Annotated in this window: 7 protein-coding genes; all 7 read right to left on the bottom strand. The window is 43.2% G+C overall.

What is annotated here, in order from left to right; translation table 11 throughout:
* Positions 1–177 precede the first annotated feature (177 nt).
* Positions 178–3,285 (bottom strand): esterase-like activity of phytase family protein, encoded by a 3,108-nt coding sequence (locus VB732_RS09265; RefSeq protein WP_323230570.1) that lies wholly within the window; start codon positions 3,283–3,285, stop codon positions 178–180.
* Positions 3,286–4,035: 750 nt separating this feature from the next.
* Positions 4,036–5,202, bottom strand: coding sequence for a YbjN domain-containing protein (locus VB732_RS09260; protein WP_323230532.1), 1,167 nt, complete (start codon positions 5,200–5,202; stop codon positions 4,036–4,038).
* Positions 5,203–5,219: 17 nt separating this feature from the next.
* Positions 5,220–5,657, bottom strand: a complete 438-nt coding sequence (locus VB732_RS09255) for a hypothetical protein (RefSeq protein WP_323230531.1) — start codon at positions 5,655–5,657, stop codon at positions 5,220–5,222.
* Positions 5,658–5,853: 196 nt separating this feature from the next.
* Entirely contained in the window at positions 5,854–10,623 is a 4,770-nt protein-coding gene (locus tag VB732_RS09250; protein WP_323230530.1) for an eCIS core domain-containing protein, read from the bottom strand.
* A gap of 128 nt (positions 10,624–10,751) precedes the next feature.
* Positions 10,752–11,543, bottom strand: a complete 792-nt coding sequence (locus VB732_RS09245; RefSeq protein ID WP_323230529.1) for a tryptophan-rich sensory protein — start codon at positions 11,541–11,543, stop codon at positions 10,752–10,754.
* A 324-nt stretch (positions 11,544–11,867) separates the two neighbouring features.
* Positions 11,868–17,312: a phytase gene (locus VB732_RS09240; RefSeq protein WP_323230528.1), complete on the bottom strand. Its 5,445-nt coding sequence runs from the start codon at positions 17,310–17,312 to the stop codon at positions 11,868–11,870.
* Positions 17,313–17,620: 308 nt separating this feature from the next.
* Positions 17,621–23,293, bottom strand: a complete 5,673-nt coding sequence (locus VB732_RS09235; protein WP_323230527.1) for a choice-of-anchor I family protein — start codon at positions 23,291–23,293, stop codon at positions 17,621–17,623.
* Between the last annotated feature and the right edge of the window lie 191 nt (positions 23,294–23,484).

The following is a 23,484-nucleotide window of genomic DNA, read 5'->3' as shown; positions in this document are numbered from 1 at the left end:
ATAATAAGTAGTACTATTTTTTTACTTAAGTAAAAAAAGTAAAATTTTATAAATATTTCCACTTTCTGTTGCTATTCCTATTAATAAAAACGAGGGAGTGATACTCCCTCGCATCGGCAGATTTGCCACAACTTAATTAATTTTTAAGTTCGAATTTAAGTTGTAATTATTTTTGGATTAAACCACACTAGCAGAGAAAACAAAATCATTTGCTGTGAGGCTAGTTGATGTAATCCCCAGTAATGAAGCTAACTCAGTATCTCCAGTTTTCACCAAAGTATCGCTACCCTGTTGCAACAGCGTTAAAGCACTAAATTGCGTCACGCCAATACCACCAAGCCCGATTTTATCAATACCAACAGCGAAGTCAGTAACAATATTCTTGCTAGTTGATAGGCTGGCATTGGCAATCCAGAATTGGTCAGCACCAGTACCACCAGTTAAGCGATTACCGCCCTGTTGACCAGCAAATAGCACATCATCACCATCGCCACCAAATAGGGAATCATTGACACTGGAAAAGAGTTTGTCATCTCCAGAACCACCGTAGAGACGGTTATTGCTGCCATTACTCTTGAGGGTATCGTTACCTGAACCACCGAAGGATAATTGACGGGAACCTTCAATGACTGTCAGAGTATCAGCACCTGCGCCTCCGAACAAATTATTACTACCACTGGCTTCAACTACGGTAATTTGGTCATCACCAGCACCACCATCAGCAGTAGTGTTTTTAGCAGGGCCATTTACGCCAATTAAGACTTGATCGTTACCGTCTCCTGTGGATACAGAAGAGTCACTACCTGCAAGCACCGTGTCATCACCGTTGCCAGTTTGGATTGTGTTACCTGTACTACCTTCTACAAAGTCTGCTCCGTCACCGGTGAATAAGGTTTGATCTGGTTGAACTGTAATATCATCGCTGGTAGTGGAGCCAAAGTTAATTTCTTCAGCTTGGGGTTGACCCAAACCAGGAGCAAGATTAAGGGACTTGTCCAACTTAAGAAGAATGATTTCGTTGTTGTCGATAACTGGATTTTGAGGATCATTCCCAGGACGACCTGTTGAGAAGGGATAGTTGTTGTCATTAGCTACCAAAATGGTATTTTCATCAACAACTAAAACGTTTTCAATGGTTACAAACGGGAAATCAAAGGTTGTTTTACCATCCCCATTAAGGTCGTTAGGGTCTTGGATGTTTAACAAGTCTGCAACTTCTTCTTTGACTACATAGCCATTAGCATCTGTTTTAGATAGGTCTATTTTGAAAATTTTCTTGAATTGAGCAGAAGCTCCTTGACCACCATCCCGCTCAATGACTAAGTACTCATTGTCATTAATGACTGCGAGATCGCCGATCGCATAAGCAGGATTTTCCAGCTTGTAGTAAAGTGTATTATCAGTGTACTTGTGGCTGGCAAGGTCAAATTCATTAATCCGCAAAGCACCAGCCGGATCGCCTTGAACCGTACCCTCTAGTAGCATGTAAAGTTTGGTTTTGCTGGCGTTGATTGCTCCACCTTCAAAACCTTTTGAGCCACCCAAGTTAGCAAAAGCGTCTCCTGAGAGGACATCAGGATTTTGTGGCGATCGCACTAAGTTATTCTGAGGATCACTCAAGAAATCTCGGACTTTATCTCCTGTATCGGGGAAGTCTGTAAAGAGTGCATCTACCCCTAATTGAAAGAACTGCTGAAACTCTAGTTCTGGATTACCTTTGTAATCTGCTGCAAGATACTGGTCTTCATCGCGGAAGGTGTAGGGATGAACCTCTAAACCTGCATTGTGAGCATCTTCAATTAAGGTAGTGGGAGGTAGGGTTGTCTTATCAGCATCATTTACTGCTCCATCCCCATTGACATCATCTGCCAATCCATCACCATTAGCATCAGTTCCTTGGACACTAACAATTAACCGTTTCCAAGGGCCAATACCATCAGCATAGGTAGCGATTTCAGCCAAACCTTCTGGAGTTCGTAAGTCGCCATAAGTACGAGTGTCACCACTGACTTCCAAATCATAAGGCTGAGTCTCTATGATCTCTCCATTTAGCTCAATACCAGCTGCATTAAGGAGTTGAACCAGTGGGATATCCACTCCTGCTTCTGGCATAATGCGATCGTTTAGATCCTTGAGATTACCGACTTCAAAGGATTGGATAAAAATCCGATCTGGGTCAGTGAAATCCTCAGCCTTGAGCGTGTCGATCAGTATCTCACTGATGTTTCTGTTAATTTTCTCTGTAGTGCCTACATAAGTGGCTTCTTCGGCAGAATAGGTGGGATGCTTCGTTTCAGGATAGATGCCAATTTTTTTACCCGTCTCGGCTTCTACTTCTTTAACCAAGTCGATAATTTCGGCGAGGGTGGGAATATCAAATTGACCATTGAAGGATTGATCGCGGAAAGGTACACGCTGTACGGCTTTTAAGGTCTTGATTTCTTCTAAAGTAAAGTCTTCAGCAAACCAACCTGTGATTTCAGTTCCATCTAAGCTGACTGTTTTCTTGCGATCGGCAAACTGTGGATACTTGCTAATATCGTAAACGTCTGTGGTTGTATTGTTGAAATTAACAGTGCCATCAGCGTTTAAAATCGCTAAAGCAGGTTCATGCCGAGCAATTAATACACCATCTTTTGTAACTACTAAATCAGGCTCAATAAAATCAGCACCATCTACAATCGCTTGTTTATATGCCTCTAAAGTATGCTCTGGAAGATAGCCACTTGCACCTCTATGACCAATGACTTTAGGTGCTTCTCCATCTAAAGTTTTGAATTGATCGGGTGTAGCAATGGGAGCCTCTAATAACTTACCGGTGGCATCAAAATGGAGCAGGTAAGGGCCGAACTCGTCTCCAACCCAGATTGTCCCGTCTTTATCAAAGACAAATGACTCTACATCCAAGTCTGCACCAGTCAATAATCTATCGGTAGTTCCTTCATTAACTATTTCGAAAGGAATCTTGTTATTGGGATCGGATAGTTGAATGTAGTCTAAAACTTTAACAGTCGCATCTCCATTTTCCGTACCCTTAAAATTTGGGTCTAGCCGATGAATACGCAATAGAAAGTCTTCACTATTATCTTTACTCCCGTAACCATTATCTGACAGGAAGTATAAAGAGTTATTGTTACCAAACTGGACACCGCTAAATCCCTGTATTGGTTGTCCTGGAAAAGGCCCAGTTCTACCGTTAGCTGAAATTTCCTCACCAGAAACTGGCCCATCACTATAAGTATCAGCAGATAAAGAAGCAAAGCCGACTAACTCAATTGCCATAATTTAGAATGTTATTTGGGTATTTGGATTTAACTACACCACAAGGTATTCAAGTTCTCTCATTCCATTACTTGTGGGAAAAAGCAATTATGTTCTCATGCTAGAAATCGGAATTACGGGGAAATTTCAGAATTACAAAATTACACGCGGTAGGGATAATTCATGGATTGCCCCTAACTCAAAATTGGGGCTTCAGCTATTGTTTGCGTCAGTCCTGTACAGTTTGGGCAAGTCCGTTAAGTCCGATTTCGTCATTAACACCGAGGATATATTTCCAAAAAATACATTTTCTCAGAGTTTTTGAAAGCTTGAGAAGTGATGGTGGAATGTCACAGCATTAGCGAATCCGCAGGTATCTAGGGTGTAATGAGTGTGGGAATCATAACTAATTACCCTGGCTTGATATTAGTGAGTAATGAATGTGGAAGAACGAGATTCACAACTTAAATCTGTTGATAGTAGTTATGAGAGAACTTAGCTAGCACTAAAGATGTTTTCATTCAAAGATTAAGATAAGAATAAGCTAAACAGAAGAAATGATTAAAATTCTTTTGAGGAAAAAAGTAATATTTGTAATATTTATGAAACTTGATGGAAGATAAATGAAAAATTAATAATTTTATTTTTTACTTTGACTATTAAATTATCTGTTGATGTTTTCCAGTTTTGATTTGTTAGCGATCGCACACCATTGTTAAAGTTACAAATTGAATTTTAATCTTGTCCTTGGTGACACTTTCCGTAACCCTACACCTATATTGTGGTTTCTATTTTAGTAATTGCTTCTTTTGGTGACGCATCGCCATCAATTACAAATATAATTCCAGGTAGGTATTCGTCCATCATAGTGACGTTAGTGTAAACTAAATTTTTGATTAAAGCAAAACTGAGATTGTCACCGACAATATCAATACTAGTTTTGTAGCGAATCTCACCATCGCTAAAGTCGAGTTCAAAGTTGCCAATCATCAAGCCGTAATTGGCACGAGCGAGGAATTCAGCAATAGCTTGTCTTTTATTTTCCGGTGCAGCGATCGGGCAAAGGGAGTAAAATACAAATTGCTTATTTTCTTCTCTAGCTTTGGCATAACAGTTCCATTTGCCATTTGTGCCTTGGAATGGAAGTTGTAAGACAGATTCCCCTTGCAATTTAGTAAAGTTCCAGTCATCTTCGGTAAAGAAGTTAAGCATTTCCTGAAGAATTGTTCTGTCATTTGAAAGAGGCTTCCAATCCTTTGAAAATTGCTGTTCAATATCGTTGACTAGTTTATTTAACTCATCCACGTTGAAGTCAGTCAAGCCTTTGATAAAATCAGAAATTCCATCAACAACTTCAGTAGTGGCTTTTTCAGTCACAGCAGATAGGTTATTCTCCGTCCAATTTTTGAAGAAGGTTTCTAGTGCATCAGAAATTGGATTAGCTGAACCGGATGCAGCAGCTTTAGCAAGAGTGACTGGACTGAGGTAATCCCAAAGGGTGCGGTAGCCAACATCACCGGATACTTGCGGTTGGATGGCTGATAGTAACAGCCAATTTTCAGTCGCAAATAGGGGATTATCGGGTTGTTCTTGATTAAGCTTGAGGAAATTAGTAGATATCTCATCTACATCGGCAAGATGTTCTTTGAGATTTGGAAGGAAATCTGGTTGTAAACTAATCTCAATTTGAATATCAACTTCAGATAAAAAATCTTCACTGGAAAGCGGGACACGACTTTCTGGTTTGAGGTTAAATAGAGCTTCAGTTTCGATGCACTTGTGAAATTCTAGATTGATTTGAAAGATGAGACGACATTCAATCACCTCCTCTTCTAGTTTTGTCAAAGCTAGAGTTAGGGCGCGGATGGGGAAGGGGGAGATGGTGCGATCGCGTAGCTTTATATCGCTGTTCAATTGAAATTGTTCGGTCTTTACTTCCATGCGAACTTCTTTTTTACTTAGGAACTGCTGGAGTCGGACAACTTTTTAGCTGCATAACTTGTACACTGAGTATCTTTAGCAGATTGAATGCGGTAAAAGCCACTTTCTAATGAAATAAATGCATAAATACCCAATGGCTTAAATACCATTTCTATGCCTTCACCATAATCATCAGATTCAATTCCTAGTATATTTTCCAATTCTGCTAAAAAGTTCCAAACATCTGCTTCACTTTTTTGACTTTCCTCCTCATATATATAAACTTTTTCTGTTGATTGTCCATCTATAATAGACCGAAAAAATTTTATCAACCAAGATGGAACATCATCATATTTCTCTAATCCATTACTCTCGACTACTTCATAAATAGATGCCTTAACGCTTGCATTTGGCTCTACACCCTTCAGACGCCGTACCAGTTCAATAACTAACTGAGTTAAAGATAAACCACTCATTTCACTTTACTCCTTATAATTTGAAGTTTACGGTATCAAACAAAGTATTATAAAAATTTGGCGTTGCTGATTGCGGTATGAAAAATAATTTTGCGTTATTTCAAAATCCTTGTAGAGACGTTGCATTGCAACGTCTCTACATCCAAATTCATACCTCGATTCAGCAACACCAAAAATTTTAATAAAAAAGCTATCATTAGTTGCTCTTATTAGGACAAGGTTTTGTGCTAGGAAACATAGTAATAATACGCCATTGTGCATTTGTGGCATCATAGCCAAAGACCGCACACACATAATTAGCCTTTTCTCGGATAAGTTTTGTTTGAGTTGCATCTGCTGGATCGAGTTTGTATGAAAAACCAGCACCATCCATATTAAGCTGAATCATTGACTTTTTCTTTGGCACATCCGTTACAACACCATGATTCTTTTTGAACATATGTTCAGGATTTCTTGTAAGCTCGACCCAGGCTTGATCAAGGGCATCTGCATGTGCCTTATGGGTTGCAAACTTGCTGGATGAGTCCGGTACGTCACGCGCATAGCCTCCTCCTGGTGGCGTGCCGTCTTGTAAGCGCTTTAGATGTTGCTCAGGTGTAGTTTGAGCGCCATGATCCTTATAAGAGTGGCCTCCTGCATCATCTGCCCTCTGTGCATTTTGTTTATATTGCCGCCGTCTTGTCCTGACGCTTGTAACAAGAGTTTTACTAGCGATCATAAAGATTGAGAAAGCATCGCTAGATTTTGGCTCTGCCTCAAAAGTATTAATCCACCTATAGCGGGCTTTGAGCGGTATCAGCGCGGCTACAATAGCAGGTATGGGAACTCCTGTAGCTTCTAGGGACTTGGCAATAGCTGTCGCCTCTGCAAGTGCTTGTGGCATTTCAGCAGCCTTATTAGCTGTTTCCTTGGTAGCTTTTTCACCAGTTTCTTCAGCTGTTTCCTTGGTAGCTTTCTCACCAGCTTCTTCAACTGTCTCTTTGGTAGCTTTCTCAGCCCCTTCTTCAACTACCTCGCTAGCTGCGCCTTTCTCAGCCCCTTCTTCGGCTACCTCCTTAGCAGCTTTCTCAGCCCCTTCTTCAACTACTTCGCTAGCTGCGCCTTTGGCTGCTCTACCTAGCAGTTCGTCAGCAAAGGTAATCAGCTTTTGCCCAATCTCACCCAGAGCATCCAGGATGACTTTTGCCGCACCACCCGCCTTGTTTAAAAGCTTGCCTAATCCCTTGATGCCATCCAGGATAAAGCCACCAACTTTAGCCAAGCCCTTAAACGCCAAGCCCATTACTTCGCCTGTCCAGTCGAGAATCTTGGCAAAGAGCTTGAGTCCTTTCATCGCACCCTTGGCGGCTGTCCAGGAACCTGCTGTTAGAATGCCGAGAACGACTTCAAAGGCGATCGTTCCGGCTAACCAACCGACTGTTTCGCCCATCTGGCCTTCGGCGCTATCCTGCAACATGAATTCACACACTTTATCAGCCAAAGTACCGCCTGCATTCATTAACGCTGTTTCTACAGCACCCCAGGCATCACCAAGTTTCTGCATTAATTGCTCGAACGACATACCACCGCCGCCGCTAAATACCTCCTGCACGGCTGGCATAAAGCCCTGACTAACCTGCTCTACAGGCGGTTGCAGTTCTCCAGCCATTTGCTGCATCCGTTCACCCATTTCCACGTTGTTGTTAGCAGTGGTTGCCGGCGATGCTGTTCCTTCTTGGGCTGATGCTGGTTGCTCATTTGTCGGTGTGGGAGAAAGCGCTTGGTTAGCCACATCACTAAGCCAAGTGACTAAATTGCCCAATCCTTTAATTGCTTCATATATCAACACAAATGGGTCAGTAAGACCTTCCCAAATGCCCTGGAGTAGTCCCTTGACAAATCCCAGAATAAATGCAGGACTGCCACCACTGATGATTTTAGCTAACTTGTTGGCGATCGCAACCTTTTGGTCATCTGACTTGCCTTTCACTCCTTGAAGGAAACCAAGGACACCTGCCTTAATCATTGGCCAGAGCAACCCAAACATGGGTAATGACGGCGCAGCCTGCAATATACCAATAACAATGTCAAGTAAGAAATTAATAATTGGCGCTTTGTAGCAGTCATCTAGCATCTGCCAAGCTGAACCTGCCAAGATTACCGGAATCATTGCCGGATTTACAATGGCTAACCCCAATGAAGTTAGCACGCTAATATATGGTTTAATCTTCGTGACAATTTTGCTGGCGAATTCTTGGACTGACTTAGCGGCTGATTGGAATCCTTCTTGACACCAAGTTATGAATTCCTTTACGCCATTGGATACTGTCTGCACTAGGCTTTGTGCCATGCTTAATAATGGCACGCCGCTAATTGAGCCTAGCAATTCTAAAACTGCTTCACTGAGTTGAACTGCTTGATTTACCAAACTGGTAACTGTAGATTGCATCGTTTGGCTAAATCCTTCTACAGTACTCAGCAGTTCCGGCAAAATCGTACCGCCCATTTCCTCATGAGCTTTTTTGACAATATCTTTATCGTCTTTGTGCGCCCATAACCATTGCACCGCTTTGACTAGCTGCGGCACATATTTAACGATGAGGTAGATTGAACCCACTGGTGAAAAAGCCAGTAATACACTGCCCACAGTCTTCAATGGCCCAAGCACTGGAGCAAGAACGCCTTTAATTTCTGTCCACACCTGGGAAGCTTTAGTCTTCAGCCATCCCAGCACGCCACCTTCGCCATCACCACCAATGCCGAGTTGTTCTTTCACCCAATCCCAGGCAGCACCTAGAGTATTGCGAACGGGCGCACCCCATTCCCAGATTGTAGTTGCCAATCCTTTAACGGTATCAAATACGCCCCCGGCAACATTCATCAAGGCATCAAAGGCTGGGGCAATTACTAAATCAGTAACTTTTTGGAAAACGCCTTTAACTTGAGAAAACACTGCCTGAATTTGCTTAACAGCAGGATTTTCCATGAAGGCGTGTCCCAAGTCTTGCAACGCCTTTAAACTATTGGCAAAATTACTACAAGAGGCTGGATCGCCTTTGACAGCATTCTGAATCCCTTCAAAGACCCCTGTAAAACTGCCCCGCAGCTGGGCAATTATACCAGCAATATCGATGTTTCCGGTGATACTAGATACCCAGCTTTTGATGCCGTCTTTGATTTTTTCACCCAATAACCCTATTGGGCCTTGGCGAATCAAATCAGCTAAACCTGGGGCAACTCTCGCAACTAGGGCAGCAAATGCTTCTTTGCCCATAGATGCGACATCACTAGCCCTATCCCCAACCCATTCAGCGCCTGCACTGGCTTTATCTCCAACCCAATTAGCAGTAGCACCTGCTGCATCCGTGATATCGCTCCAACCCAGTTTTTGAATTGATTTGTTGTCTTTGTGGGGGGTGATATTCTGGGCGATCGCCTTACGTTGTGCGCTATCCTCTTGATCACAAGCACTACATTTCATCTGTACTTTGTTAGTCTGCGGTTGTGCTTGGATGGTCGAGTGGGGTTGCGAAGTAACTGAAAGAGTAGGGCTAAGTTTGGTTTGCAGAGTTGTTTTATTAGATAAAAAATCATTAGCAGGTTTGCGTTGTAGCGTTTTTGCTTCTACCTGTTTAGTTTGAACTTCTATCTGTGCATTGGATTCATCTTCATTTTGAGAAACTTTTTCTGGGCCACACTGTACTGGCGTTACTCCTGTACCTTGAGTCAGCCCGTGCTTAGTTGTGGTATCGTAAGTGGTGTTATCAGTATTTGCTTTGGTATAAGTATTGTTAAAAATATTGTCGGCTTCTGAAGGTTTTTTACCAAGCAACTTTTTGTGTAAATCTTTAAAAGCTTTCTCATCAATACTGATATGCCCATTTTCGTGGGTATTTAAAGCGCTATAAAACCTTGCCCATTCTTTTTTAACTGGTTCGCACTGCGTGTCAAGTTCAGTCCAGACGGGCATTGCCTTGGTTTCTGTTACTGAAACGTCTGCCTCGTAGACAATTTCATCAGATTTATCATCAGCTTGGTAAGTTTTGACATCTTTTTCCGGGGCACAAGTAACACTACCAGCTTCGCCCTTTCCTTGCGATGTTAAGTTGGTAATTGCTTCGGTAATGTTTTTCCCGGAGGCAGTAATTTTGGTATCCTTTTTGTCAATTTTAGTTGTGCCTTTTTTGGGAGGCATTGCATCTGGTGCGCGTTGAATATGAGTTGGCGCTGGGGCAACATCACTTTTTTTCTGCACTGCGCCTGTTTGTTGCACTACATGAGTTAATTCGTGGGCAGTCAACTCATTATTACCTGGTGATTTTCCTGCACCAAAGTAAACATCGCTACCATGAGTAAATGCCTGCGCTCCTAATGATCTACTCATTTGGATAGCATTGGAGCCAGTATGTACTCGCACATTGTCGAATTTACTACTAAAGCGAGGTTCCATAAAGTCTCGGACTTCAGCAGATAACGGACTCCCACCGCCCTTACTACTATTCAATTGACTCTCAATATTAGCCTCACTATGGACACTGCCATCATTAGCGGGCTTAGTTTGTACTTCTTCTTCCTCACAAGCTGCACACTTTCGCTGCATTATATCTTGTGAATTCATCCCACCGAAATTGATCTTTGGCTCAGGTCTAGCCATCCGCATGATTTGGTTGGCAACTGAGTCGGCTTCCTGCTCATACTGATCTCCTGGCTGGCTAACTGTCAGTTGCGGCTGTAGACGACGCAAGGATATGCGACTTATGTCGTGAACCAGAGGTTTTTCTTTGATGGCTTCTGGTTCTAATGATTGCTCATCAGCAGACTGGGCTTCTTGAACGTCTGCTACCTCGGTGACTGTGGTGAGTGGAGTATTCGTTGGTGCAAAACCGCGTGTTGGATTTGCCAATGTGGGAGTAGTTGGTGAGACAAGGGATGGATTGGTAAAATTTGATGTACCTGCGTTGTGTCGCCGAAAAGTGCGATCGCTCATCTCTCACTTCCTACATTAATTTAGCAAATCCCTTATCTTTTTTATCTACGCCTCTTGTATCACATTTTATAGTTGTATCTACATAGAATTGCTCTAGACTAAAGTCTAATCGTGAATTACCTCTACCTTCAAGGTGTATGTTCTTGTTGGGGACGTAAGGTCTTAATTGTAGCGATTAAAACCAGGGCAATTGCTAAAATCAATGCCGCATTTCTGAGTATAGGGTTATTCCAGTGCTTGATTGCGATCGCCACCAATGCCCAAAGCATTACTCCTGTATAAGCCATGTCTCGACGCTGAATAAGAAGAGTTGCTGCAATTGCTGTTGCGATCGCTAACATGATTAGAGTCCATATTACAGGAGAAATCCCCCAACCGTTCCACCCTTGAAAATACAAGGTACACGCTATGTTGACAATGGTCGCCACGCTAATCCAACCTAGATAAATGCTGATTGGAAAGTGAATACACCATTTCATGAGTCGAGTTACACGCTTGTTACCAATTTCTAACTGCACATAAATACCAATCAGGGGTAACAAAATCAAGAGCATTGCAATTATAGAAAGAGCAAAAAGTCTAGACAAGAATAGATACACCCAAATACTTTGGGCAACACAGGCAATTACTAACAAATAACCTGTCTTACGTAAATCAGGCTCTTGTCGTTGGTTAGGTAGAGCTTGATATACTCCAAAAGCAAACAAACCAAGGTAAATTAGTCCCCAGATGGCAAAGGCGTAATTGGCAGGGATAATCAGGACATCTTTAAACAAGGTATTGGAAATTTCCCCTATGTTTATTCCATTGAGTGGGAAAATGTTCGATACTACGTTGATAATGAAAGCTCCAAGGATTGCAACCAATGTAGCAAGCTGCCGCCAAAAATCCCGGTTATTGCCTCTTGTGGACTGCTGCATAGGATGTTAACTCATTTCTTCTGTGCTTTTAGCTTACATCTGAAGAAGAGTGATGCATCATATTAAGTCAATACGGTTCAGTTCAAGCTAAAACTCTTTGCAAAAGTCAATTTTTTAACGAACCGCCAAGAACGCCAAGGACGCAGAGAGAAGAAATAAATGCTTAATCCAAGGGTATTGGCATTTGAAAAAATAATGCCATTTGTAGAGACGCGATTCATCGCGTCTTGACTTTACGTCAAAAATAGCCCAAACCTTTATTTCTCGGTAGGGGTAATTCATGAATTACCCCTACTGCGTGTATGGCGTAAGTCCTAGAACAAACTAAGCCACAATGCTAGGAGAGAAAACGAAGTCATTTGCACTCAGGCTAGTTGAGGTAATTCCTAGTAATGAAACCAACTCTGTATTTCCGGTTTTAACTAGAGTGTCATTGCCTTGTTGCAATAGTGCGATCGCGCTAAACTCACTTACGCCGATACCACCTAGCCCGATTTTATCAGTGCCGATGGTAAAATCAGTAACAATATTTTTGCTAGTTGGCAGACTGGCGTTAGCAATCCAAAATTGGTCTGCACCAGTACCACCAGTGAGGCGATTACTGCCCTGTTGACCAGCAAATAGCACATCATTGCCATCGCCACCAAATAACGAATCATTGATATTAGAGAAGAGTGTATCATCTCCAGAACCGCCGTAGAGACGGTTATTGTTACCGCCACTACGAAGGGTATCGTTACCTGAGCCACCGAATAATGATTGACGTGAACCTTCAATTACTGTGAGAGTATCATCGCCTTCTGCCCCAAACAAATCATTACTACCACTGGCTTCCACGACGGTAATAACATCATCACCATTGCCTCCATCAGCGCTGGTATTTTTAGCTGGGCTATTTTGACCAATAAATATGCGATCGCTACCCTCATTCCCTGATACTGAAGATTCACTCCCTGCAAGCACAGTGTCATCACCGTTACCAGCTTCGATTGTGTTACCTTCAGTACCTTCGATAAAGTCTGCTCCGTCACCTGCATTAAAAAATTGCCCTGACTCAAGATTGACAGTATCGCTGTTGTTAGAACCAAAACCGTCCGGGAAAGTAGGCTCTACAACTGTTAGGTTATTTGGTAGTTCGAGAATACCGAGTTTCTCAGTAGGCGTATTACCTGTAACGTTGAAATCGTTGTCGTTAATCAAAGCTAGAGTGTTCGGTGCTACCAGTGCCAGACCTTCTAATTTTTCTACCCCGGTGTAACCCAACTGAGCAGCATTAGCGATTAGACTTTTGGTGACGGGCGTAATATTGGCAGCAGCTAATTCCTCGGTGTTGAGTTGTTCAATAGTTTTACCATCTGGCAAGGTAAAGTTAGCTGCGTTGTTGATGTTGGTCGCCCCAGCTAAATCAATTTGGTAAATTAATTTATTGCCAGCAGACGTAGCATTGTCATCTCGCTCAACTACTGCAAATTTGCCGTTACCCAAGGAAACTGCATCGCCAATCTTATCGGTTGCTGGTAAACCTTCTAAACGATATAAATACTCCCCTGTTACTTCCTTGCTGACAATATCAAACTCTAGAATTCGCAGGTTGAGAGAAGCTTTGGAAGTTGCATCATTGGCGACATCGGGATTATCAATTGGGCTTTGGATAAAGGCATATAATTTATTACCTTCCAAAGCTACAGCTTCAAATCCTCGGTTATTGCGGCGTTGGGCATAAACTTCTGGTAATATCTCTGTACCATAAGTCCCGGCGGGTTCGTCTGGGTTGGCAGTTCCTTGAGGAATAAAGCGCTCAAGTAATTTACCATTAACATCAAAGTGGTAAATTGCCGGACGGTATTCATCTACCATCCAGTAGTCCCCATTTTCGGCAATTACAATCCCTTCTAAATCAGCACCCAAAGGATCGTTAGCTAAAACATTGTTGTCTAAATCAACGGCAATTTCATCAGTGTAGGCAGTACCATTTGCGCCAGCTTGCAAATTAGGCAATCCCGTTAATGGAGTTGTCCCATCTTGGCGGAATAGTCCCGTTCTCTTGGTAATGCTGATTTCGCCTGTGGTGCGGTTGAGTTCAAAGCTAACTATTTCTGGCTGGAAGTCGGGTAATAAAAATGGTCTGTTGACACCATCAGGTTCTCCATTTGGGCCACGGTCTGTATGGGTGACAAATTTCAGGTTGCCGTTTGCTGCAAATCCTTGGAAATACAACCCAGAAAAACCACCTAAGAAAATATCTTGATTTTCAGAGGTCGTACCTAATTTGGGTAGGTTTTCAAATTCATAAATTGTCAGCTTGGGTTGAGCAACTGGATTTCGTGGATCGTAACTAGTGGTGTCAATATCTAAAGAATTGGGGAAGGAATTGGCTATATTCTCCCAAGGTACGAGCTTGAAGTTAGAACTGATATTTTCTTCTTCACCTTCATCGCTAACTATTTTGGCAGGTTCATTGGAACCATCTTGGGTAACAAATAAACCAAATGGAAAGTCAGACCCCAGTGGTACGTTAATGACATCTGCGCCGTCTGACTCTTGTACGCTGTCGATTGACCCACTGTTACCAACGGCAAAGTTACCCACATATTCGTTATTACCTTCACGGGTGTAAGTAACAAAGGTATTGTCACCTTGGCTGGATGCTAGCAAGTAGCCTGTGCCATTTTTGCCGTAATAAATGGTCAGTCCTTCCACGTCATCGGTGAGGTAATTACCGCCCAAGTCTTTAACTTTATCAATTAACTTGCCAGTTGTGCCGCCGTTTGGTTCTGCTTGGAACTTCCAGATACCGACATTTTCCTGACCGATGTAGAGAAAGCCAGTTTCCTGGTCTACTACCATACCCTCGGTTTGAGGATCGCGTCCCTCAATTGTGGGTACAGTGAACTCCCGCACCCGTTCAGCCCCAATTTGACCATTACCTTTGTCAATCAGCTTAAATTGAGCGATATCTCCGGTTTCTCGGCGACTGGTAAAGACGTAATAATCATTGGTGATGGGGCTACGGTACAGAGTAAGTCCGTAAGCACTTCGAGAGGATGAAGAATAAGGTTCTGCAAAAGGTGCTGCTTGGAAGATAGTTCCAATGGTGCTGTCGGTGATATTTTCGAGGTAATTGCCGTCAGCGCCAGGGTTTGGGTTAATTTTGAAGATTGCTAGTTTATCATTGCCGCGATCGCTAGCTACGGCAATATCAATAGATTGATCGCCTAATTTGAAACCGTATTGCAAATCAATATTGTTGTAGCGAATACCACCAGGATTAACTGTTTGCAACAAATTACCAGACAAATCATAAACCCGCAATCCAGCATTTTTGACTGAGGTTAAGACTAGACTATCAGCAGCATTTGTGGCATTGACATAGATGGCAGGATCGTCAGCATCGGCATTTTGATCTACAACAGCAAGTGCTGGATCATCACTATCTAACAAATCGGGACGGGTTTCTACTGTAGGCGTAACAGTGGGAACTAAGTCTGCATCCAAGGTGAGAATTTGGGTAAATTGGCTGCCACTAAAGTTGTTGTCACTCACCAGCACAATGGATTGACGACCATCTTCTAATTTGGGGCCAAAGGCAAGACCTTCTATATTATCTAGTCCTGTAATCGGGTGATTTGCATCGGTGGGCAAATTCAAATCGTTTAAATTTAACAGCAGACGTTTTTGAGCGAGTTGGATAGCTGCTAGTTGTTCAGTACTCAAATTATTGAGAGAATCGTAGAAGCTAATATCTGTTGCACCTTGCAAAGATACTTCGTAAATTTTGATGGTGTTGCCTACACCTTGGGCAAAGGAACGTTCTAACGCTAGGAAAGTACCACGATTATCTATTGCTAATAAATCTACCAAACCATTGTCAGCAAAGCCTGTGCTAGGGTTGGGTACATCTGCGATCGCATCCGTAATATAAAGATATTCTTTTTCTGGTTGTCCAGTTACCAGATTGTATTGCAGAATCCGGGAAGGACTACCACTGTTAAGCGAAGCCCTTAATCCATCTTGGGATAGGGCGTTTTCGGTGGCAGTAAATAAGGTTTTTTGGTCGGGTGTGATAGTGAGGCTTTCAAATGCCAGGTTATTGTATACACCTGATGTCTGCGTATCTCCTGTATTTACAACACCATCGTTGTTGGTATCTTCAACTACTGGTAGGAATTTGCTGGGGACTAATAGCGATCGCACTTCTTCGCCTGTAGTTAGTGAAAACTCTTTAATAAAGGGATCGCTAACACGACCTGCACCAAGATTAACTTCACCTTCAGAAGAGATGAAAACAGTACCATTGTTAGTTAAAGCAATGCCTTCTGGGTCAATACTAAATGTTGCAAATAAGTTGCCATTGCTATCTTTCAGGGGCGTGACATTGGTAAAAGTCACCCCAGTATCAGTAGTAAAAGTATAGAAGCGGGCGGGGCCAAATTGAGAGCGATCGTCTGAGATGGCGTAGTAACGATTGTTAACTGCATCGTAGGTAATGCCAGACAATCCACCTAATGGGGTTTCTACACCATTCACACTTCCCGCAGCGCCAGCAGGAATAAAGCCAGTAGCGAAGGTAGTCTGTCCTACGAATTCTATATTAGGAATGGTTTTACCCGCTTCAGTTGGCCCTGTTTGCACATCTGCAAACACTAAACGATGGTCAGAACTAGGAAAGGGGAAAGTACCGACTGCGGAGAATGTCGGGTCAGTATTCAGTGGCCAAAATACTCCTGAGTTGGCAATTTGCAGGTCAGCAGAGGGTAGCACGTAATCTGTCCGCAGATTTCCCGGAGTCGTATCGGCAAAGTCTGCGGTATCAAAGCTAGGATTACCTTCTTGGTTGACATTTGCACCACCTTGTAACTCTGCTTGTTGGGAACCACCAAGACTGGTAGGGATGACATTAGTATTAATATTAGGATTTTGTAATAGTTGCCGGATAGCATTGTCATAACTATCACCATCCACGGGGTCAGCATTTTGATCGCCCATAATTACAAAGTCTGAACCAGCAGCAAGACCGCCCGTTTTACCTGCATCATCGTAGATGTAATCGCCTTTACCAGGGGTTATGTAATCTGACCAAAAGCGGATTTCATCATGGTTGCGCTTGCCGTTGCGGTCTTCTTCGCCGTCAAAGGTTGGTGGTGTCGGGTGGCTGGCGAGGACATGAATTGTCTCGCCATTTACTTGAATGGGTACATCCCAGTGGCTTTTAGAGGAGAGGCGTAAAACTGCCAATTCATCCTCAGAATACCAATCATTCGGTTGTGGTGTTGTAGGATCGTCGGGAAGTAAAGCATCGGGCATATCTTCCCAGAGGAAGTTTTGGAAGGTGCGGATGTTTGCAGTGTCAATGGGATATTTGGATAATAACAACATCCCATATTGACCAGAAAAATTACCGAATCCAAAGGCATCATCACCATATCCGGCTGCGCCTGGGGTTGTAACTGCTGTGCCGTTGTTGTTCAAGTCATAGCCAGAGGCAATACCTGTGTTGGAAGGGGCGATGTAAAAGTAGGGATAGTCAACGGGGGTTGCACCATTCTGGCTAACTGCAAGGTAATTTTGCTTGAATAGTTGAACTGCTTCTGGGGAATAATCAAACTCATTAATTAGCAGTACGTCTGGGTTGTTACGTTGGATAATTTCTGCAACTGCTTTTGCTTGAGGATTATCGGGGGTGGAGAGATCGGTTACTAACTCTCCTTCTGTGTTGCGATTTAAGGAAGCATTGAACTGAGAAAATCGAATTGTGTTTGTAGTGACCATAGTTTATGAAGTTGATTTGAGAGGTTTTGAAGATTAGATTTATGGAGGAGTTATACCAATTCTTTAGGAAGATGCACTTAATCTTTATTGGACGAACCGCAAAGGACGCAAAGGAAGAAATAAGTTAAGCATTATTCAGTGCAAGTTTACAGAGAATTGCTATTAGGAACCGCAGAGGTGTAGAGAAGGTAGTGCGCCTTTGCGGTTTCACGACTTGTTAGCTCTTAGGAGTCGTGTAAAAATAAGTGGAGCAATTTAATATTTGTAGTGCGAGCATCTTGCTCGCACTACTTATTTTTACTTGATGCCTAAACAAAGACGAAACGAGTATCTGTTGCCAAATTGGTGTTGCGGTTTAACCCGTTTTCTACAACAGCAATCAATTCTGTACCATTGTTTGTGAAGATACCCACAGCAGATTTATCGAGAGATACGGCTGATGCTGACCCTAATGAGTAATTGGCCGCAACTCCCTTGATCTCGATGCGATCGCTTGCTTGGAAGTTGACAATATTGGCATAGTCTCTTTTGCCGGAACTGGCATAGAAAACTGAAGTTGCATCACCCAAGACGTAGGTATCTGCGCCTTGATCGCCGTTGAGAAGGTCAATTTCATTCGTACCGCCTCCCCAACCAGTTAGCCGATCGCTACCATTACCGCCAGAAATGATGTCACTGCCAAGCCCACCAAAGATTGTGTCGTTGCCGTCACCCCCAAGGAGGATGTCGATACCGCCTTTACCATCAATGTAATCATTGCCTGTTCCACCATTGATTAACTCGCTGGTATTAGTGCCGATGACGCGATCGCTCCCAGCTAGTGCATTGACTATGTATTGGTTTAAACCCGTAAGTTCGCTGACAAAAATGATATCGTTGCCAGTTGTCGCCTGATTATTGGCAACTGTCAGGTCAAAGGTATCGCTGACATTGCCACCTTTGTCATCATTTGCGGTAACTGTAACTGCAAAAATGCCGACTTGGGAAACAGTACCGGATATCACACCTGTGTTTGCAACGATACTAGAACCAGTGGGTAAACCTGTAGCACTGTAGCTGAGGGTGTCAGCTTGATCGATGTCAGCAAATTTGTTACTGATATTGAAAGAAAACGATTTGTTTGTAGAGATGATTTGGTCATCAATCGGTTGCACCACCGTAGGGGCATCATTAACACCAGCGACGGTGACGCTAACGATCGCAGTAGATTGTAAACCTTTACTGTCTGCGATCGCATAAGTAAAACTATCGCTGGCTGTTTGCCCAAGGGATAGATAGTCAAAACTAGAGGCTGTGTAAGTCAAGTTTTGGGTATTCTGATTAAAGGAAACTTGCCCTTTTGTACCTGTGGTATCAACAGCAATGATGTTTTTGGTATCTCCCTGATTGGGGTCGGTGTCGTTACTTAGTAAGTTGAGATAGAGATTGGATGTGGTTGCATCTTCAGCGATGTTGACTGTATCAGCTACGGCTGTCGGTGCTTGGTTTGCAGGTAGATTAAACCTAGCTAGGCTAGGATCGTGATCGCTATCCTGATCGGCAAACTCTGAGTTGATGTGAACGACATCATACCCATCCAGGCTAGTAAGCAAATTGCTACTAACTAAAATGTGGTCAAGGGTTTGGGCGTTACCTTGAAAGTTGTAGGTGTAACGCTCATTTTCCGGTAAAGTTTCAATTAAGGAAGTCAGTCCAGCGCTTTCTAGGGTAGTAATGGGGTTGGAAAACTCAAAGTCATTCAAATCACCCGCTACTACTACATTGGCATTGGGGTCGATCGCTAAAATGCTTTCGACAAAGTTTTTCACCAACGTGGCTTGTTCTTGGCGCTGCGCTTCGCTGCTAAGGGTTGGGGGTTGATTTGGGCCGTATAACGGTTGGTCGCCACCTTTAGAATTAAAGTGGTTGCCAATTACATACACAGTTTGACCATTAAAAGTAAATTGCCCAACTAACGGTTTGCGACTGCTGGTAAAAGCTGAGTTGGTGGGTTCAATCAAACCAGGGCTAGCAGAAATGCTGGGAACACCTTCAACTTCTGTGACTGTAGTGTTGGAGGTGGAAGTACCACCGGGAGTATCTACAAAGCTGACGCGATCGGGATTAAATAAGAAGCCAACGCGGATATTTCCCCCAGGTTCACCGCCGTTGGTATCATCCACTGGGTTAATTTGGCGATATTGATAGGTTGGGCCACCAGCAGCAGCGATCACATCAATTAATGTTTGGAAGGTCAGGCTAACATCAACTACGCTATCATTCGTCGCCCCATTATTGTCCTGAATTTCTTCTAGAGAAATGATGTCTGGGGATTTCAGGTTATTGACAATGCGGTAGGCAAGGTTATTAAACTTGGTTGCGCCATCCCCTGGATCGAGGTTTTCGACGTTGAAGGTAGCAATTGTCAATTGGTCGTTAGTGGGAGTTAAATTAGTGACTTCCCTAGTTAGCGTGTTTGAAGTTACTGTAACCGAGGTAGGCAGAACTTCATAGTTGCTGAAGTTATAATCAACCACACCTGTAATCGTGTCTAAAGTAGCACCGACGTTAACTTTGGGTGAACTACCAGTAAGCAGCGTGTCATCAATTTGGATACGCTCTGGATTAAAATCGTTAGGGCTAACAACGATACCGCCACGGGCTGTACGTCCGGTGGCATTAGCGCCATTGTCTGCTAGTACCCAAATTTCCCCAAAAGAATTTGTCGGGCTAACTGCTACAGGATTGTTTACCTGTACTAGCATTCCTTCTAAGCTTTCGTAGAAATCAATGCCATCCTGGGCGGGATCAAAGGTGGTAGTTCCAGTTTCGATATTTCCCGTAGTGTCGTTATCGATTACCGAAGTTGGAATAGTTCTGCCACCATCACCCAAAATTGTCGCAGTTGGTAAAGCATTGCCACTGGAGAGTTTGACTATGGTGGGGCTAGTAATTTGGGTATTCGTCAAGTTATTGGCATTATTACCTGGACGAAACTCGCTCACCGTACCGCCAACGAGTAATGAATCACCTACTTGGACAGTTGGTGCTGATGAGGTAAAAACAAAAATTCCTTCGGAAGTGCGATCATTGTTGTCTGGGGTAGGATCTTGTAAATAGAAGCCATTAGACCTGATGACTGTGACAATTCCCGCTACATTGCTAACGGTTTGACCTCTCAAGGGTGAGATATGCGCCGTTCCCTGAATGTCGCTAATCCGAACGGATGGTGTTACTTCAAATACAGAAACCGTTTTGCTGACTTCGGCTGTGGTGACTAACAGAGGCTTACCTGTGGGACTATCAGCCGCCGAGACAAAAGTTACCCCTTCGATCGCAACATCTTCGGGAGTGTTGATATATTGAACGAAGCTTGGCTTGTTGGGATTTGTCACCTCGTAGACGATGACATCGCCAGTACGTTCTAAACCAATAAAAGCATAAGTGCGGTTGTTGATGGCTCCGATCGCTACGCCTTCGGGTTCTGGCCCTTTATTATCGCTGCGCGTATCAAAGGTATTAGCTGCACCATCTGAGTTAAACAGGGTTGGTACTTTGGTTGCGGTGATTTGTTCAAATTGGTCGCCACTGTCGAATATCTGATTACCGCTTGCATCCCAAATCGAAAAGGAACGCGCCCCAAATGATTCGATGCGATCGAAATCTCCGTCTCCGTCGGTGTCACCTGTGGCATTTGTAACTGCTAAGCGTCCCAGATTGGTGTTTTGCTTCAGGGTTGCGGCATTGGGGAAAGCAGTTGAATCTAAAACATATCCGGCTGCACCTACCCGGATTTCTTCGCTAAAACCAGTATAATCACGGGAATCTCCTTCGTTGGCGGTGATGTAATAGGTTTGTCCGTTGGCGGAAAAGCTAGCGATCGCATCGGGTTGATATAAGCCAAACACCGGCGCATTCTGAATATTAATCCCACCATCGCGATCGCTCGCATCTAATCCATTGCCTGGAAGATTGTAATTTTTCGTACCCAGAGGCAAAATATCGGTAATGGTAGCACTAGCAATATCCAGAATAGCGATCGCATTGTTTTCTTGCAGAGTAATCCATGCCGTTTTACCATCTGAAGATACAGCAATATACTCTGGTTCTAGGTCTTGCGCGACTGTCGAACCGGGGCCAGTAATCCGCACACCTGCGGCTTTAAGTGCGTCAATTTGACTATTAAAGCTTGTAAATGTGGCTTGGGTAACGGTTGCACTCGCCACGCCACCGGAAACATCAATAATGCTAACTGAACCTTCAGGATCTACCGAATTGGCTTGTCCGTAGCTATTAGGTTCTCCCTCATTTGCTACCAATACCTTCGTACCATCGGGCGTAAAAGTGAGCATATCGGGTAATGCGCCCACTGCAACCGAATTCAAGAAAGTACCTGCGGCATTATAAAAACTCACCTGTCCTGTCTGTTGGGCGTTTGTGGTGGTGTTTTGAATGGCGTAGGCGACTGCGACAATCCCATTTTTGACTGCAACGCTGTTGGGAATCGCTTGTGTACCTGCGGGGGGTGTAAATCCCGTTGTCAAGGAACCAGCTAAGGTTAACGTGCCTGTATTGCTGACATCATAGATTTCAATTGTGCTGGTAGCAATTACAAATAGGCGATCGCTTCCAGAATCAAAGGCGGATATTTCGGCTCCATTAGTGCTGGTGAAGCCGCCAACTTTCTGCAAAAAGCTGGAGTTATTATTAGTAATCGTAATATTTTGCGAAGTGGTGCTACCCAGGATAATACCTGCCGAAGGTGTAGCAATGGTTAATATTGCAGTTTCTGTTACTTCTGCGATCGCATCATCGGCAACAATAAAGGTAACAGAACCACTGGTTTGTCCGCTAGGAATGGTGATGATATTGTTGGTCAGGTAGTAATCCCCAGTGGTAATACCTGTTCCTGAAACCCCTAAGCTAACGGTTTGATTACCAGATACGGCGCTGGATGCAGTAGCAGTAACGGTGATGGCTGTTGTGTTTGCTTCTAAACCAGTACTAGTGCTGACAGATAAGTTAACAATTGGAAACGCAGGAATATCGTTATCAGCGATCGTGATATTTTGGGAAACGGTAGTACCAAGACCAATATCAGCAGAAGGGTTGCTGATGGTTAGAGTAGCGGTTTCTGTACCCTCAACTAGAACATCATCTACAACGGTGAAGGTGACAGAACCTGTGGTTTGTCCGTCGAGAATTGTGATTACAGTATTGCTGAGGCTGTAATCTTCGGCGGTGATGTTAGTTCCGGTTACGCCTAAGTTAACTGTTTGATTACCGGAAACAGCACTAGAAGCCGTGGCTGTAACTGTAATTTCGGTTGTATCTGCTTCAGTTGCTGAATTAGTATTGACGGCTAAGTTAACTGTGGGATTTCCACTGGCGATCGCAAAGTTTGTAGTATCAGGAACTGTCGTAGCATAGTTACCATTAACAGTATCGACTGTCCAATTACTGACGTTGTTAACAGAAAGTTTATAGTTGGCAAAACTTGACTCTCCACTGCGTGCGCCATTGTATACACCGTAATCAGCGCTACTATTGAGCAAAATTGCATTAGTGCCAATAGTCAAACCCGCAGTAGTTAAATCAGTTGTTCCTTGTGCATTAGTATCATTTGATATGCCCGACAAGAATACAGTCGGACTATCAGCACTCGTTCCGAGATAAGCATAAATAGTCTCATTAGTTGCACTCAGGCCATAGTTACTACTACCCGAAACGCTAACCCGACTAAATGCCCCAATTGACGCTGCTAGATTAGTAGCATTGTCAATTGCACTGAAGCGAATTACAGTACCAGCAGTAATTGTATTAGCTCCTGAGTTCCACTGAAAATAAGACTCGCCAGTGTTAAAAGTTGTAAGGCTACTAGCTTCGTTATCGGTAAAGTAAATTATGGTATTGGGATCTATGTCTACAAAAGTGACAATAGACCAGCCATCTTCATCGGCATTGAAAGAGATAAAAGCAATATCGCCTTGTGTCAAAGCCATTAATAACGTCTCCTTCAATTTATTTTGAGTTGTATTTAACTTGAAACTGCCAGAGAGTTTTATGTTGTTTGAAGAAAACCGCCTGTAAATTTGGTATTCAGGAATAATTTGCAACCGTAGTAAAATCGTATTGCCTGATATTTTTTACACAAGCGAAACCATTCAATATCCATCCGAATTATTGATAACTC

The sequence above is a fragment of the Nostoc sp. UHCC 0252 genome (assembly GCF_034931145.1).
Taxonomy (GTDB): Bacteria; Cyanobacteriota; Cyanobacteriia; order Cyanobacteriales; family Nostocaceae; genus Nostoc.
The sequence above is the reverse complement of the archived record's forward strand: the minus strand, read 5'-3'. Positions and strand labels throughout refer to the sequence as shown.